The following is a 13,015-nucleotide window of genomic DNA, read 5'->3' as shown; positions in this document are numbered from 1 at the left end:
TATAAAAAAAGAAAGCAAAAACATTGCTTTCTTAATTCAATTATTCAAAATAAAATAAAACTGTGTATAAATAAATTTTGAAAATAAATAGGTGGGAATAACTTACTATTAAAAAATACAGTATATATGTATTTAATATTAATTATTTTCTTATTTTCACAATTAACTCTAAACACTAGTTTCTCCTTTAATGGCATAACTACCATTATATAAGATAATAAAACTTATTCTTTAAAAATTCAAGAATAATTATAATTTTTTTAAAATATATAGTAAAGTTTTATTAAAACTGTGGTTTATACTTTTCAACACTTTCATCAACATAATTTTTTCAAGCATTTTCTCACTTATCACGAGTAGAATCATTAACTAAATCAGCAACTAATTTATTATAAGCGTCAGTTACTTTTTGTGCTAAACGTCAATAATCATTACTATCAATAATTAAGTTATTATAAATAGCACTAATAGAATCATTATTAGCAATTCCAAGATATTGCTGACCACCTAATGCTGGTTGTGATATGCTGCCATCAAAGTATTGTTCACCATTAATAGGTTTAATAACTGAATGTTGATCATCCTTATTATAATCTAAATTAAAAGAATGTCATAATCAAGTATTAACTGACTTATGAATTCCTTTTAAAGCTGATGTAATAAAAATATCTTTAGCATAACTATATTGAACACTTTGATCAACATCGACACCAATAATTTTTGCTTTGCTATTAGTAGTAGAGTTTTTAACAGCTGATACTAAATCAATTGTTTGTGCTCCTGCAACAGGCATTACAATATCATCTTTATATCCATCAATTAATTGTGAAGTTATTGCTTTTGATGATTTTGTACCAGATTCAAAACTACCTGTAAATTGTTTAGCAATTTTATCAAAATGAATATCAAATTTATTAGTTCATTTTTCAATTTTTTCCTTACCCTCTTTAATTCTAATGGCATTAGTCATTTCCAATAAATTATCATTGCTATTACGATATTTATTAAAATAATATACACCTCAATAATAACCCATCATATAACTAACAATAGTATCAGCTGGTAAACTACCAAAAGTTGACATTTTTAAACCATTATCATCATATGTTTCATGATTAGCTGCTAATCATATTGCTCCTGCTAATCCTGATAAAAACCCTGATTGTTCTGCTGAATAACTTAAACACGCTACATCAACTGGTTTTTCTAATTTAGCATCAACTAAAATAAAACGAACACCTAACTTTTTATATTGATTTTGAATAGCTGGTGTTAATGCACCAAGATGATTAAACCCAACAACAATAATTGTTTTAGCACCAGCAAATGTTGCTAAATTATAATTATTTTGTAAAGTTGAAACAGTACTATCTCGTGAAATAATTCAACGTGTTTTCATTTTTTTATTTTTTCAAACTTCATTACCGGGTAAATTACTAATCATAATACGATTATCATTAAATGTTTTAGTAAACTCTTTTGAACCTTCTAATACTTGCTGATTAAAAGCTTTATCAAATAAATCACCACCATCAGTAATTATTCAAATATCACCAACACTAGGAATACTACATCCAATTAATCCTACTGACGAACTATTTATTAACAAAGTAATAATTAATAATTTTAAAAAATATTTCATAAATTTCTCCTATAAATAAAAAAATGTACTACAGTAAAAATATTAATATTTATTTACAATTTTTTTATACTTTATTTTTACCATATTTTTCATCAAAATTAATAATTCCTCTATTATATGCATCAATAATAATTCGTGCGCAATGAACAGGATTATATAAAATATTAGTTTTTAATTGTGAATTAGCCATTAACAGTTTAATAAATAGTTCAAAATCATTTTCTTTTAATACAAAATCATGCGTAAAACCTTTTATATCATTCATATCTACTAATAATGCTAAAAGAATTTTATGAATTATTCCTCATGAAGAATTTTTAGCATTACTCTCAATTCTACTAATTGTTGCTTGACGAACACCTACTAATTTCCCCAAATATGCTTGCGTTCAACCAAGTCTTAGACGTATACGCCTAATTTCTACTTCAATTGCCATTTTATTTCCCTCTCTAATTTTAGTTATTCCCAAACTTATTATGTTATGAAAAATTATAAAAAGATAAATTTTATTCTATATTTGCATAAAATATACTAAAATTAATATGGTGATACAAAATGGAAAATGAATTAATTAAATACTGAACAAAAAAAAGTTTTTTTTATGTTAGCATTTTGTGATTAATTGTTCAAATTATATTTATAATAATAGGTTCAATTTTAATAAATACTACTAGCGAAAAAATAATTAATATTTTATTAATAGTTGGCATAAATAGTTTAATTCTATTAATTTTGTTTGCTTTTTCTATTAATCATTATACTTATGAAACGGTTTATCAAATTAAAGTCAAAGGTAGTACTTTTCAAACTAAATTTTATCGTTATCTAATTATTCTATTTAGTTTTGGTTGATTAATTTTTTTCATTTTAAATGCATTATTTATGTTAGTTGAAACTGCCGTTTTTAAAAGCAAACTTGATTATTTTAATACTTTAAACGATCATTGATGAATTTTACTTATTGTAACAATATTTAACGTTTTAATTATTAGCATACATCGACAATTAATGCATTATACATTAACAAATTTACAATTACCATGAAGTAAATATATAAATAATAAAAAGTAGATTATATCTACTTTTTCTTTGCATCTCATAAATTTATAATGTTTTTTGCACTAATTAAACCAAATAATGATCCACAAGCAACTAAACCACCATTCAATCCAATAAAAACAAATGATAATCCTAATACTAAAGTTATTACTCCATTGCCAAGACTAGCAATACTAACAATAATTAATGGTAATAATGTAACAACAATTGAAGCAACTCCAATTACTAAACCAAGAATATAACCAATTCTTTGTTCAAATGCTTTTCTTGAATTTATCATAACTAAAATAAATATAAGAATACCATAAGTTGTTAGACAAGCTATCAATATAATTCATCCCAATCATTGAATAGTACTTAATCCAAAATCAAAAACTTCTTGTAATCATTCTCCAAACTTCCATAATAATTCATAAGAACTTTCCATTAATCCTTTTAAAGAAATCATAATTATAGAAATAACCATTACCGGCATTAATGTTGTCAAAAGTAGATAAATACCAATGTTAGATAATGTTTTTGAAAATTTTAACATCCTTTTTACCTCTTTATAATTATTATTTCGCAATATTTCTAGTAAACTATTCGTACTTTATCTTTAACATCTTATGCAAAAAAAATTTAAAATCTATAAACAATAATTTTATTTATCAATCATTTTTAAAATTATTAAAAACTAAATGTAATTAATAATTAAGTATCTAATTTTACATTTATCTTAACATTTAGCCAATATAAATCAACAATAATACGTAATTTAAATAGTTAAAAATAATTATATCTTGTCTTTTAAATTTTAAAAATAAATATATTATCTTTATTGATTGTAAAATTTCAAAAAAAATGTTAAAAAAACTACAAACTAAATATAGTTTTTAACCTATTTACTTTGTTTCTCAAAGTAAATAGATTTTTATTTTTAAAAGGAGAAAAAACATGAAAAAAATATTAAAAATAATAAGTGGTTTAATAATTATTACAAGTACAAGTTTAAGCGCTATTGGATGTTATAAAAATAACAATATTTATGATTTAAAAGTGTTACAATCAATAATTTGACAAGAATCAGCAGAAAGAAAAATATCATTATTAAATACTTTTCGTGCAGCAATAAAACAGTATGATGATGTTATAGAAGCAAATAAAAAACATTTATCATTAGATGTTATTTACGCAACCGCAAATAAACCTAATGCCAAAAATGATGAAGAAGATAAAAATTATACTGTGCATTATAATGAATCAAAAATTGAAGCTAATAAATATGTACCTATTGTTATTACTGATTTGGATGAAACATTCATAAATAATATTGGTTTTTCAATTTATAAATTTTTTAATCCAAAAATGAAAGATATGGATTATGAATTTAAAAAATGAGTTGATCATCAAGTCAATTTTGAAGAACAACTTTATAATGGAGTTTTAGCATTTGTTAAACATGTATGAAAAAGTGGTGGTATTGTTTTATTTGATTCAAATCGTTTTCAAGGCGAAAATATCAAGTATGGAGATGAAGCAATACCAACTAAAAAACTACTAGAAAATAATTATTATCCAAAGGCATTTCTTGATAGTTATGTTTGATGAATGCAAGGAGTAACTAAATATGATTCAAATAATTATAAAGATTTAATATCAAAAGAAAATCGTTTTAATTATATTAATAATAACAATTTTAAATTATCATCAAAAGATAAAAATAGTATGCAAATAAAAAATTGAGAAAATGATTTAGTACCAATAAAAAATGTACCATCACATATTGTAATGAGATTGGGTGATAACATTAATGATTTTCATTCTAATTTAACTAATTCAAAATTAATTGATAAAATATCATTAAAAAATGAATTAATAAATAATAAAAATTTTAATAACTTAATTGGTAAAGTGGGAGATGAATTTTGATTTACAAAAAATGAAAATGGAGAAATAATAGAACATTATTGAAAAGAAAATGAAAAAAATAGTTTAATTGATAGTGATCTAAAAAACCTTGGTTTTGTAAAAGAAATTAAACTAGAAGAAGGAAAAATTAATTGAAAAGAAACTTATGTACTGGTTGGTGGTAATGATGTATATGGTAATTTTTTATGAGATTTAGAAAAAAAATATGGTTCTAATTTAGATAATTGATTAAATTTACTAAAACATTATTTCAAAAAATATGAAAATATATGAAAATAATTTACAAAAATTAATATTCAATCTCTAAATAAAATTAATATATATATATATATATTAATTGTAAATTTTCAAAAAGATGTTAAAAATAACTATAAACTAAATATTGTTTTTAACCTATTTACTTTGTTTCTCAAAGTAAATAGGTTTTTATTTTTAAAAGGAGTAAAAAAATGAATAAAGAAATTGAACAAGAAATAAAAAACTTAATGTTTAAAGAAATAAAAAAATTAAGAACATATGCTATTAATTATCATAATTACAAAAAAAACGTACAATTTAATGATATAGATATTCAAAATATAAATAATGGTATTGAAAATAAAAGTAAAAAAAGTAATATAAACAGTATTATGAGAGAACATAATTATGCAAAAAAATTATCTATTTTATAAAAAAATTTAATTTAATTATAAAAAGTTTTAATATAAAAAATAGTAAGAACATATGTTCTTACTATTTTTGTAAACTTTGGTTTTGGTAATTTTTTCAATAATTTAAAATTACATCATCATTAAATAAATTAATTTCATTTTTTTTAACTCCTTTTTTTAATTTATTTATATTTTGTCATAATATATTTTGTAAAGGTATTGGATACTTTCATATTCGACGATTAGTTTTAAATTCTTTCAAATCTAACAGTTTATAAGAACGATTAGGAAATACTTTAATATCTAAATCATAATCAATGTATTTAACTGTTTGCGAATCTAAAATAAAGGGACTGGCAATATTACAATAATAATGAACACCATCATTACGAATCATACAAATAATATTGTATCAATCATTTTTAAAAAATAACCAAATTGCTGGATCAACGGTTGTTCATTTACGACCATTAATTTCAGTAATTGTTACATTCTCATTTACTAAAACTAAATATTTTTCAGTATCTTCTAAAACAATTGAATTATTTCAACTACGATATAAATAGCCATTATGCTTATATGCATGAATTGAAAGTATTTGCCCTTCTTTAAGGTACATATACATTTAAACCTCAACTTTCTGCAAATCATAAACAAGTATATAGGGGCGTTGCCCCTAGTTGCTTCGCAACTTACCCCAGTGGCGTAAACGCCACGGCCAACCAAGGTTCTGGTTGGCTTCGACCAATAATATAGGTTTACTCTATTTTAACATCTTTCTTATTTTTCTTAGAATATTTATTTCTATAATAACAAGCACGGCATACAGTATTTTCAGTTTCTTTCTTTTCAGTTTGTAATATATTATCCAACTTATCTAATCCTACTACTCTAATATCATCAACAGTAAAATCTAATGCTTGTGATTGTTCATAGTCTTTAACAGTACTTAATTCACTCTTTAAAGAATGAATATAATTTAAAGCACGACTATTATATCTTTGTAAATAAGACCTAGGAAATCATAAACTAAAAGTCATAGTTTCACCACTATAACTTGGTGGTAAACCACCACGTTTAATTATTCGCTTTGTTTGTCTTTTAGATAATACAACTTTATTATAATCATCAATATTAGTGTAAATATTTAGTTTAAACTTAACTAAAAATAACAAAATACGCATTCTTTTAACTTGCACAATATATTCCACTTTTTCACGTGCTTGTTTTGGTATTCTATCGGGGTGTTGTTCAATCATATACATAATTCCATTAAAATTATGACCTATTAATTTACAAAACATTCCCAAACTTTCTTGTGTTTCTTTAAATTCGGGTGACAAATCATTACTATTAATTTTCAAACCTAACTCATCTAAAACAACCATATCACACTCTTTAAAAGAATAATTACTATTTAATTGATTAAATTTAAAAACATCATCATAAGAACAACGATAACTATATTCATTACGTACTTTATTCATTACGTACTTTAATAGGAATAGGACTTACTACTCTACCTTTATGTTTTTGTGCTAAACAACAAGCAAGAGCAGATTTACCAGTTCTTGGAGGTGCAGAAATAATATAACTACCTACACGTTGTAATATCTTTATATTTTTTCTAGTTATTAAAAATGGATACAATATTATTAATAATAAAAGTCCTAAAAGAACATAACCATATCAAGGCATTATTTCAACTCCTAACCAACTAAAAACCCAACTGCTTTTAAAAATACTCACAATGTTAAAACTTGTTCTAAACCACTAGTAAAATCAACATTTAAAACAGAACTAATAGTATCATCAAAAATACGTCTCAATAATCCGTCAAGTTTAGTAAAAAACTCTCTTAATGGTTCTACTGGTAAAACTTTACCAACAACGCCATAAAGTACTCACCTAAAAGAATTACGCAAATGACCAAAAACATCATATCAACTAACACGCTCATACTCAGGATTAAAAGGACTATTTGGTGGTACTGGGGTTACTTTCTCACTTGAAAAAATATTAATTTGACCAAAATTTAACCGTGGTGACATATGTGAAAATGAATCACCATGAACATCAAAAAATACTGTTAAATGTCTTAAATTTGGAACACGAATAGGCATAGTAACAAAATTATATAAATCTTGCTGATAAATATCATTATCAACCTTACCTTTAAAAACATACTTTGTATCACCAACATTATCTAAAAAACTAAGAACAAAATTAGCAGTAAAAGTTTTAAAATATTCATATTCAAAATAAAACATAAAACCTTGAATATAAAAACTTAAAGGTTTATCAATTTCAAAATTTAACTGTGTTTGAAAATTTATAACTCTCCTATCAGCATTAACAAAATTCAAACGATTAGTATTCTTTTCTGCAACATAATTATGATTAAACATAATACGTGAAAATTCATCCAATTGTTTTCTATTAAAAGTATAAACACCAGACCCCATATTTATCTCTTGTGACGGAACACCAACTGTATCACTATAATAAGAACATATATAAGTACCCTGATTACCAATAAATTCACCACTTACTAATTTTAAATCCGGTTGGTCAACATCAAAATAAGCAGAATTTCATGGAATTGTTGCTCAATCATCAAAACTATGGTATTTGGAATGGCAACCCTTTTTAGGACTATTTTTTGGTAGACATTTGTTTTTGATAACTAACTGGAGTTAGGTAGTTTAGAGTACTGTGAATTCTTATGTTGTTATATCAATTGATGTAATCAAATAATTCTAATTTTAATTGGATTAATGATGTAAAATTTTTATCATTAATAAATTCAATTTTGAAAGTTTTAAAAGTTGCTTCAGCAACAGCATTGTCATAAGGACATCCTTTTTTGCTTAAAGATCGAGTTATGTTGAAAGCTAATAAAAGTTTATCAATAGTTTTATTATTGAATTCATTACCGCGATCAGTATGAAATATTTCAATATCTTTTAAACAGTGATTTGATTGCATAAATGCTTGATATACTAATGATGCATCTTTTTTAACTCCAACACTATGTCCAATAATTTCGCGGTTAAATAGGTCGATTAATAGGCAAATATAGTTTCATTTACCATTAACTTGAACATAAGTTAAATCACTAACAATAACTTCATTTTTAATTCTATTATTAAAGTTTCTATTAACAAGATTGGTTATTTGACTATCATTGACTTTATTATGATAATTTTTGAATGATAATTTAGTGTATTTTGATATTAAATTATGCTTATTCATAATTTCTTTAATTTTTCTGCGTGATAAATAAATTTCTTGGTTTGCTAGTATGACTTTTAATCTTCTAGTACCATAAACTTCTTTATTTTCTTTAAAAGCACTAATAACAGCTTGTTCATAAATATTATTTTGAATTTTATTTTTTTTCTTTAAATTAAAATAATATGTTGATTTAGAGAGTTTTAAAAAATGACACATTGTGCGAATTTTATATTTAGATTTATTATTTGCAATAATCTCTACTTTCTGCCTATTATTAGTGCTGCTTGCTTTAAAATATCAATTTCCATTCGTAACTGTTTTAATTCTTTATTTGCTTGAATTAATTGTTTTTCTAAATCTGAAAGATTATCTTTAGTTTTAAAACTACCTGAATTAGTAAATTGCTTAATTCAATTGTAAGTAGCTGCTCTTGTAACATTGTATTCTTTAACAAGGCAAGATACTGATTTGCCACTTTGATATAAAGCTACTATTTGTTTTTTAAATTCATCTGAATATGAGTTAATAGTGACCATAATTATAATTCCTTTCTTTTAACTAATTTGTTCACTTGTCTATGTAATTAGTGTCCAATAAAGTGTAACCCATCCATTTACTAAATAACAAAGAATTAATACTTCCCAAAATTGGGTTTTTTAAATATTGACCATAATAAGCACTAACTCCTACCATAGCACTTAATGGACTTAATCCAGTTCTTAATATTTTAGTTAAAGTATAATTACTAGTTTGTTCTAACTCATTAGGCATAAATAAAACTCCTTACTTTTATATTAATAAGGAGCATATTTATACTAATTTGTATAACATGGGAGCAAAGTACACAAAAAAGTATAAATATGCTCCCTATTTAGTTTTTAATTTTATTTTTGTTGTAATTGTTCTTTTTGTTTAACCAAAGCAATATCTAATATGCAATTTGGACAATAATATTTTCCAGTATATAAATTTTGTAAAACTCTTTTTGGACAAATAATTTGGTCACAAAGTTTGCATACATACATTGCTAAATGAAAATGTTGTTCACAAGCACAATTATTAATTTTTGACATAACTTAAATCCTTTAAATAATTATTTAATAATTACCCTATAATAAATAACTATTTAGTTTTTAAATTATGTATATCAATAATTTTTGCTTCTCATGTTATTTCAACATCATAATAAGAACCAAGACTTAAATTCATTTTAGAAAGTTTAGTATATAATTCACTATCATGTAAAACTCATTTATCCTTAGACTTTTCACCAGTTGATATTTTAATACCTTTATCAGTAACATAAAACGGCGAAAAAGTAAGTACATCATAATTTTTGGACTTACCACTTTTCTCATCTTTAATTACTTCATTACTTCTAATTTTTGTCAATTGACATAAAAAATACATCTTAACCTCCTCGACAGAGACTTAATTAAAGTCAGATTAATAATGCGGGTAATTAACATTATTAATTATAATATAACATAAAAAAATAAAAAAACAACAAAAAAACGCCATAAAGAAAAATAATGTCTGTCGAGGACACAATAAATATCTTTATGACAATAACCATTATATATATACAAGTATTTTAACCAAAATTTTATTTTTAATTAAAAATAAAAATACTATAATATTTATATAAAAAGGTGGTGATAAAATGCAAAAATGTGATTGTTATTATGTTAAAAGAAACAATGGTTTAAATGAAAATGATTTTGATGAAAAAAAGTTCAATAATATAAAAATATGAAAAGAATATAACGGATTATTAGGAATAGAATATATTGTTTATGAATCAAAATGTAACTTTTGTAAATTACAACATAAATATAAAGAAATTATGACTAATAATATAAATCCTGTAAGTAATGAAAAAACACAATTACTCAGAAATTTATGTGAAAAATACTCTAAAAATAAAATTTAATGTAAAATTTTCGGTATAAATTTAATTGCATTCCTAAATCTAATACTATCAATTGAAAGATATTCATCATAATCTTTAAAATTATCACCAAAAACAGTAGTATCAAAAATACCCCCAAAAAGTATAGTACGACCTAAATTATCAATTTTCTTTTTAAAAAATTGTGTATGTAATGCATTAACAGAAGCGTCAATTAAACGTTGATATAACATTATCTTTTGACCTTTAACTACTTTTGGATTAGAACAATTACGAGAAAAAGCATAAGCACGAACACCCAAATCATATTGATTTTGAGATTTTATAGAGGCTTTTTAATAATATGTGTATCTTTGTTTTACAAAGTTACTAATTTAGATTAATTCTGTCTTCAAATTTTATCATAAAATGAGCAATTGCTGTATTTCAATTTTGAATAGGCAATGTTCATTTTTTTGTTATATTTTCAATTGCCAAGTAAAATATTTTGAAAACTGCCATATCATTAGGAAAAACTTTTTTATTTCTGATGATTTTTCGTAATTGACGAGGCTTTTTAATAATCTGTGTATCTTTGTTTTACAAAGTTACTAATTTAGATTAATTCTGTCTTCAAATTTTATCATAAAATGAGCAATTGCTGTATTTCAATTTTGAATAGGCAATGTTCATTTTTTTGTTATATTTTCAATTGCCAAGTAAAATATTTTGAAAACTGCCATATCATTAGGAAAAACTTTTTTATTTCTGATGATTTTTCGTAATTGACGAGGCTTTTTAATAATCTGTGTATCTTTGTTTTACAAAGTTACTAATTTAGATTAATTCTGTCTTCAAATTTTATCATAAAATGAGCAATTGCTGTATTTCAATTTTGAATAGGCAATGTTCATTTTTTTGTTATATTTTCAATTGCCAAGTAAAATATTTTGAAAACTGCCATATCATTAGGAAAAACTTTTTTATTTCTGATGATTTTTCGTAATTGACGAGGCTTTTTAATAATCTGTGTATCTTTGTTTTACAAAGTTACTAATTTAGATTAATTCTGTCTTCAAATTTTATCATAAAATGAGCAATTGCTGTATTTCAATTTTGAATAGGCAATGTTCATTTTTTTGTTATATTTTCAATTGCCAAGTAAAATATTTTGAAAACTGCCATATCATTAGGAAAAACTTTTTTATTTCTGATGATTTTTCGTAATTGACGAGGCTTTTTAATAATCTGTGTATCTTTGTTTTACAAAGTTACTAATTTAGATTAATTCTGTCTTCAAATTTTATCATAAAATGAGCAATTGCTGTATTTCAATTTTGAATAGGCAATGTTCATTTTTTTGTTATATTTTCAATTGCCAAGTAAAATATTTTGAAAACTGCCATATCATTAGGAAAAACTTTTTTATTTCTGATGATTTTTCGTAATTGACTATTAACAGATTCAATAGCATTTGTAGTATAAATCACTCTTTTGATTTCTACTGGATAACTAATAAAAACCATTAAATTATCTCAATTTTTATATCAAGATTTAGTAATTTGAGGATATTGTTTATTTCATTTACTTTCAAACGATTCTAAAGCTTGCATTGCTTGTTCTTCACTACATGCACTATAAATTGGTTTTAAATCTGCAACTAGACCTTTTCGATGTTTGTATGAAACATATTTTAAACTATTTCTAATTTGATGAACAATGCATAATTGATGTTCTGTTTTAGGATAAACTGATTGTATTGCTTCTGACATGCCTATTAAATTATCACTACAAGCAATAAGAATATCATTTAAGCCACGATTTTTCATTTCTGTGAAATTAGATAATCAAAACTTAGAACCTTCATTTTCACTAATTCATAATCCTAAAACATCTTTTTTGCCTTCTAAATCAACTCCTAATGCTATATAAACTGATTTGTTAATAATCCGTTTATCTTGTCGTACTTTAACTACTATACAATCAAAATAAACAATAGGATAAATACTTTCTAATGGTCGATTTTGTCATGCTTTAACATCATCAATAACATCATCAGTAATTTGACTAATAACACTTTCACTAATATCAGCACCATGATATAACTCTTGCAACTGCATTCTAATGTCAGATAATGTCATTCCTTTTGCATACAAGGAAAGAACTTGTTGATCAAAACCATCAAATCTTCTTTGCCTTTTAGGAACTATTACAGGAGTAAAATTACTATTGCGATCTCTTGGTACATCAATTTCAATTTTACCTTGTTGAGTTATTAATTTTTTTGAACTTGTACCATTACGAGCATTTTCAGTAGTACTATGTTGATTTTTTTCATATCCTAAATAATTTTGCATTTCAGAATTCAACATTTTTTCAACTAATCTTTTTGTTAATTCTTTATATAAACCGCCAGGTTTAAAAACTGTTGTTAAATCTTCAGTATTTTCTAGTAATAAATCTACTGCTTTTGATATTGGATCATTATTATTAAAGTTATCTTTTTTAGCCATCTGTAACTCACTCTTTCTAGTCATTTAATTATATTTACTAGAATTAATTAAACATAGTTATTTTTGTAAGTTACACAGATTACTAAACATTTCCTTTATCAACCGGACTTAC

18 protein-coding genes and 3 pseudogenes are annotated in these 13,015 nt (G+C 23.8%); 4 read left to right on the top strand and 17 right to left on the bottom strand.

Annotation, left to right across the window (positions count from 1 at the left end):
* Positions 1-283 precede the first annotated feature (283 nt).
* Together AACK94_RS00855 and AACK94_RS00850 are read right to left on the bottom strand one after the other, a co-directional pair.
* Positions 284-1,642 (bottom strand): BMP family ABC transporter substrate-binding protein, encoded by a 1,359-nt coding sequence (locus AACK94_RS00855; protein WP_281748981.1) that lies wholly within the window; start codon positions 1,640-1,642, stop codon positions 284-286.
* 64 nt (positions 1,643-1,706) lie between these two features.
* Positions 1,707-2,078: a helix-turn-helix transcriptional regulator gene (locus tag AACK94_RS00850; protein WP_338975821.1), complete on the bottom strand. Its 372-nt coding sequence runs from the start codon at positions 2,076-2,078 to the stop codon at positions 1,707-1,709.
* 119 nt (positions 2,079-2,197) lie between these two features.
* On the opposite strand from AACK94_RS00850, the gene AACK94_RS00845 reads away from it, so the two are divergent.
* Positions 2,198-2,713: a hypothetical protein gene (locus tag AACK94_RS00845; protein ID WP_338975820.1), complete on the top strand. Its 516-nt coding sequence runs from the start codon at positions 2,198-2,200 to the stop codon at positions 2,711-2,713.
* A gap of 7 nt (positions 2,714-2,720) precedes the next feature.
* On the opposite strand, the gene AACK94_RS00840 is transcribed toward AACK94_RS00845, so the two are convergent.
* Positions 2,721-3,236, bottom strand: coding sequence for a hypothetical protein (locus tag AACK94_RS00840; RefSeq protein ID WP_338975819.1), 516 nt, complete (start codon positions 3,234-3,236; stop codon positions 2,721-2,723).
* A gap of 401 nt (positions 3,237-3,637) precedes the next feature.
* Between AACK94_RS00840 and AACK94_RS00835 the strand changes: the two genes are divergently transcribed.
* Positions 3,638-4,891 carry an HAD family acid phosphatase gene (locus tag AACK94_RS00835; RefSeq protein WP_338975818.1) on the top strand — a complete coding sequence of 418 codons (1,254 nt, stop codon included), beginning with the start codon at positions 3,638-3,640 and terminating at the stop codon, positions 4,889-4,891.
* A 170-nt stretch (positions 4,892-5,061) separates the two neighbouring features.
* Complete coding sequence (locus AACK94_RS00830) at positions 5,062-5,283, top strand: hypothetical protein (RefSeq protein WP_281748988.1); 222 nt, start codon at positions 5,062-5,064, stop codon at positions 5,281-5,283.
* A gap of 61 nt (positions 5,284-5,344) precedes the next feature.
* Here AACK94_RS00830 and AACK94_RS00825 read toward each other — a convergent pair whose 3' ends face one another.
* From AACK94_RS00825 to AACK94_RS00790, 8 genes are all read right to left on the bottom strand, one after another.
* On the bottom strand, positions 5,345-5,881 hold the full coding sequence (locus AACK94_RS00825) for a DUF402 domain-containing protein (protein WP_338975817.1): 537 nt from the start codon (positions 5,879-5,881) through the stop codon (positions 5,345-5,347).
* A 139-nt stretch (positions 5,882-6,020) separates the two neighbouring features.
* Complete coding sequence (locus AACK94_RS00820; RefSeq protein WP_338975816.1) at positions 6,021-6,749, bottom strand: hypothetical protein; 729 nt, start codon at positions 6,747-6,749, stop codon at positions 6,021-6,023.
* The gene (locus AACK94_RS00815) at positions 6,742-6,960 is read right to left on the bottom strand and encodes a hypothetical protein (protein ID WP_338975815.1); all 219 of its coding nucleotides are present in this window, start codon (positions 6,958-6,960) and stop codon (positions 6,742-6,744) included. Before AACK94_RS00815 ends, AACK94_RS00820 begins: the two co-directional genes overlap by 8 nt.
* 11 nt (positions 6,961-6,971) lie before the next feature.
* Positions 6,972-7,727: a hypothetical protein gene (locus tag AACK94_RS00810; RefSeq protein WP_338975814.1), complete on the bottom strand. Its 756-nt coding sequence runs from the start codon at positions 7,725-7,727 to the stop codon at positions 6,972-6,974.
* Between the two features lie 190 nt (positions 7,728-7,917).
* A protein-coding gene (locus AACK94_RS00805; RefSeq protein ID WP_338975221.1) for an IS3 family transposase occupies positions 7,918-9,035 on the bottom strand; the annotation gives its coding sequence in 2 pieces (ribosomal slippage) (positions 7,918-8,765 and positions 8,765-9,035; 1,119 coding nt in all).
* Positions 9,036-9,057: 22 nt separating this feature from the next.
* Positions 9,058-9,270 (bottom strand): hypothetical protein, encoded by a 213-nt coding sequence (locus tag AACK94_RS00800; RefSeq protein ID WP_338975813.1) that lies wholly within the window; start codon positions 9,268-9,270, stop codon positions 9,058-9,060.
* Positions 9,271-9,383: 113 nt separating this feature from the next.
* The gene (locus AACK94_RS00795) at positions 9,384-9,572 is read right to left on the bottom strand and encodes a hypothetical protein (RefSeq protein WP_338975811.1); all 189 of its coding nucleotides are present in this window, start codon (positions 9,570-9,572) and stop codon (positions 9,384-9,386) included.
* Positions 9,573-9,621: 49 nt separating this feature from the next.
* Positions 9,622-9,909: a hypothetical protein gene (locus AACK94_RS00790; protein WP_281748544.1), complete on the bottom strand. Its 288-nt coding sequence runs from the start codon at positions 9,907-9,909 to the stop codon at positions 9,622-9,624.
* A 253-nt stretch (positions 9,910-10,162) separates the two neighbouring features.
* Between AACK94_RS00790 and AACK94_RS00785 the strand changes: the two genes are divergently transcribed.
* Entirely contained in the window at positions 10,163-10,432 is a 270-nt protein-coding gene (locus tag AACK94_RS00785) for a hypothetical protein (RefSeq protein WP_338975800.1), read from the top strand.
* Here AACK94_RS00785 and AACK94_RS00780 read toward each other — a convergent pair.
* The 6 genes and pseudogenes from AACK94_RS00780 to AACK94_RS00755 all read right to left on the bottom strand — a co-directional run bounded on the left by AACK94_RS00780 (position 10,429) and on the right by AACK94_RS00755 (position 12,903).
* Positions 10,429-10,713 carry a hypothetical protein gene (locus AACK94_RS00780; protein WP_338975810.1) on the bottom strand — a complete coding sequence of 95 codons (285 nt, stop codon included), beginning with the start codon at positions 10,711-10,713 and terminating at the stop codon, positions 10,429-10,431. The genes AACK94_RS00785 and AACK94_RS00780 overlap by 4 nt on opposite strands.
* Positions 10,714-10,780: 67 nt before the next feature.
* A pseudogene (locus AACK94_RS00775) lies at positions 10,781-10,957 on the bottom strand (IS256 family transposase); the annotation flags it as partial.
* A 44-nt stretch (positions 10,958-11,001) separates the two neighbouring features.
* Positions 11,002-11,178 (bottom strand): annotated as a pseudogene (locus tag AACK94_RS00770) (IS256 family transposase); the annotation flags it as partial.
* A 44-nt stretch (positions 11,179-11,222) separates the two neighbouring features.
* Positions 11,223-11,399: pseudogene (locus AACK94_RS00765) on the bottom strand (IS256 family transposase); the annotation flags it as partial.
* 44 nt (positions 11,400-11,443) lie between these two features.
* A complete protein-coding gene (locus tag AACK94_RS00760) occupies positions 11,444-11,575 on the bottom strand; it encodes a hypothetical protein (protein WP_255495882.1) in 132 nt (43 codons plus the stop codon).
* Between the two features lie 89 nt (positions 11,576-11,664).
* The gene (locus tag AACK94_RS00755; protein ID WP_338976300.1) at positions 11,665-12,903 is read right to left on the bottom strand and encodes an IS256 family transposase; all 1,239 of its coding nucleotides are present in this window, start codon (positions 12,901-12,903) and stop codon (positions 11,665-11,667) included.
* Between the last annotated feature and the right edge of the window lie 112 nt (positions 12,904-13,015).

Origin of the sequence: Spiroplasma endosymbiont of Monopis laevigella (genome assembly GCF_964019975.1) — a bacterium.
Classification (GTDB): domain Bacteria; phylum Bacillota_I; class Bacilli_A; order Mycoplasmatales; family VBWQ01; genus Spiroplasma_E; species Spiroplasma_E ixodetis_A.
This window is presented reverse-complemented; position numbering and strand designations above follow the sequence as displayed.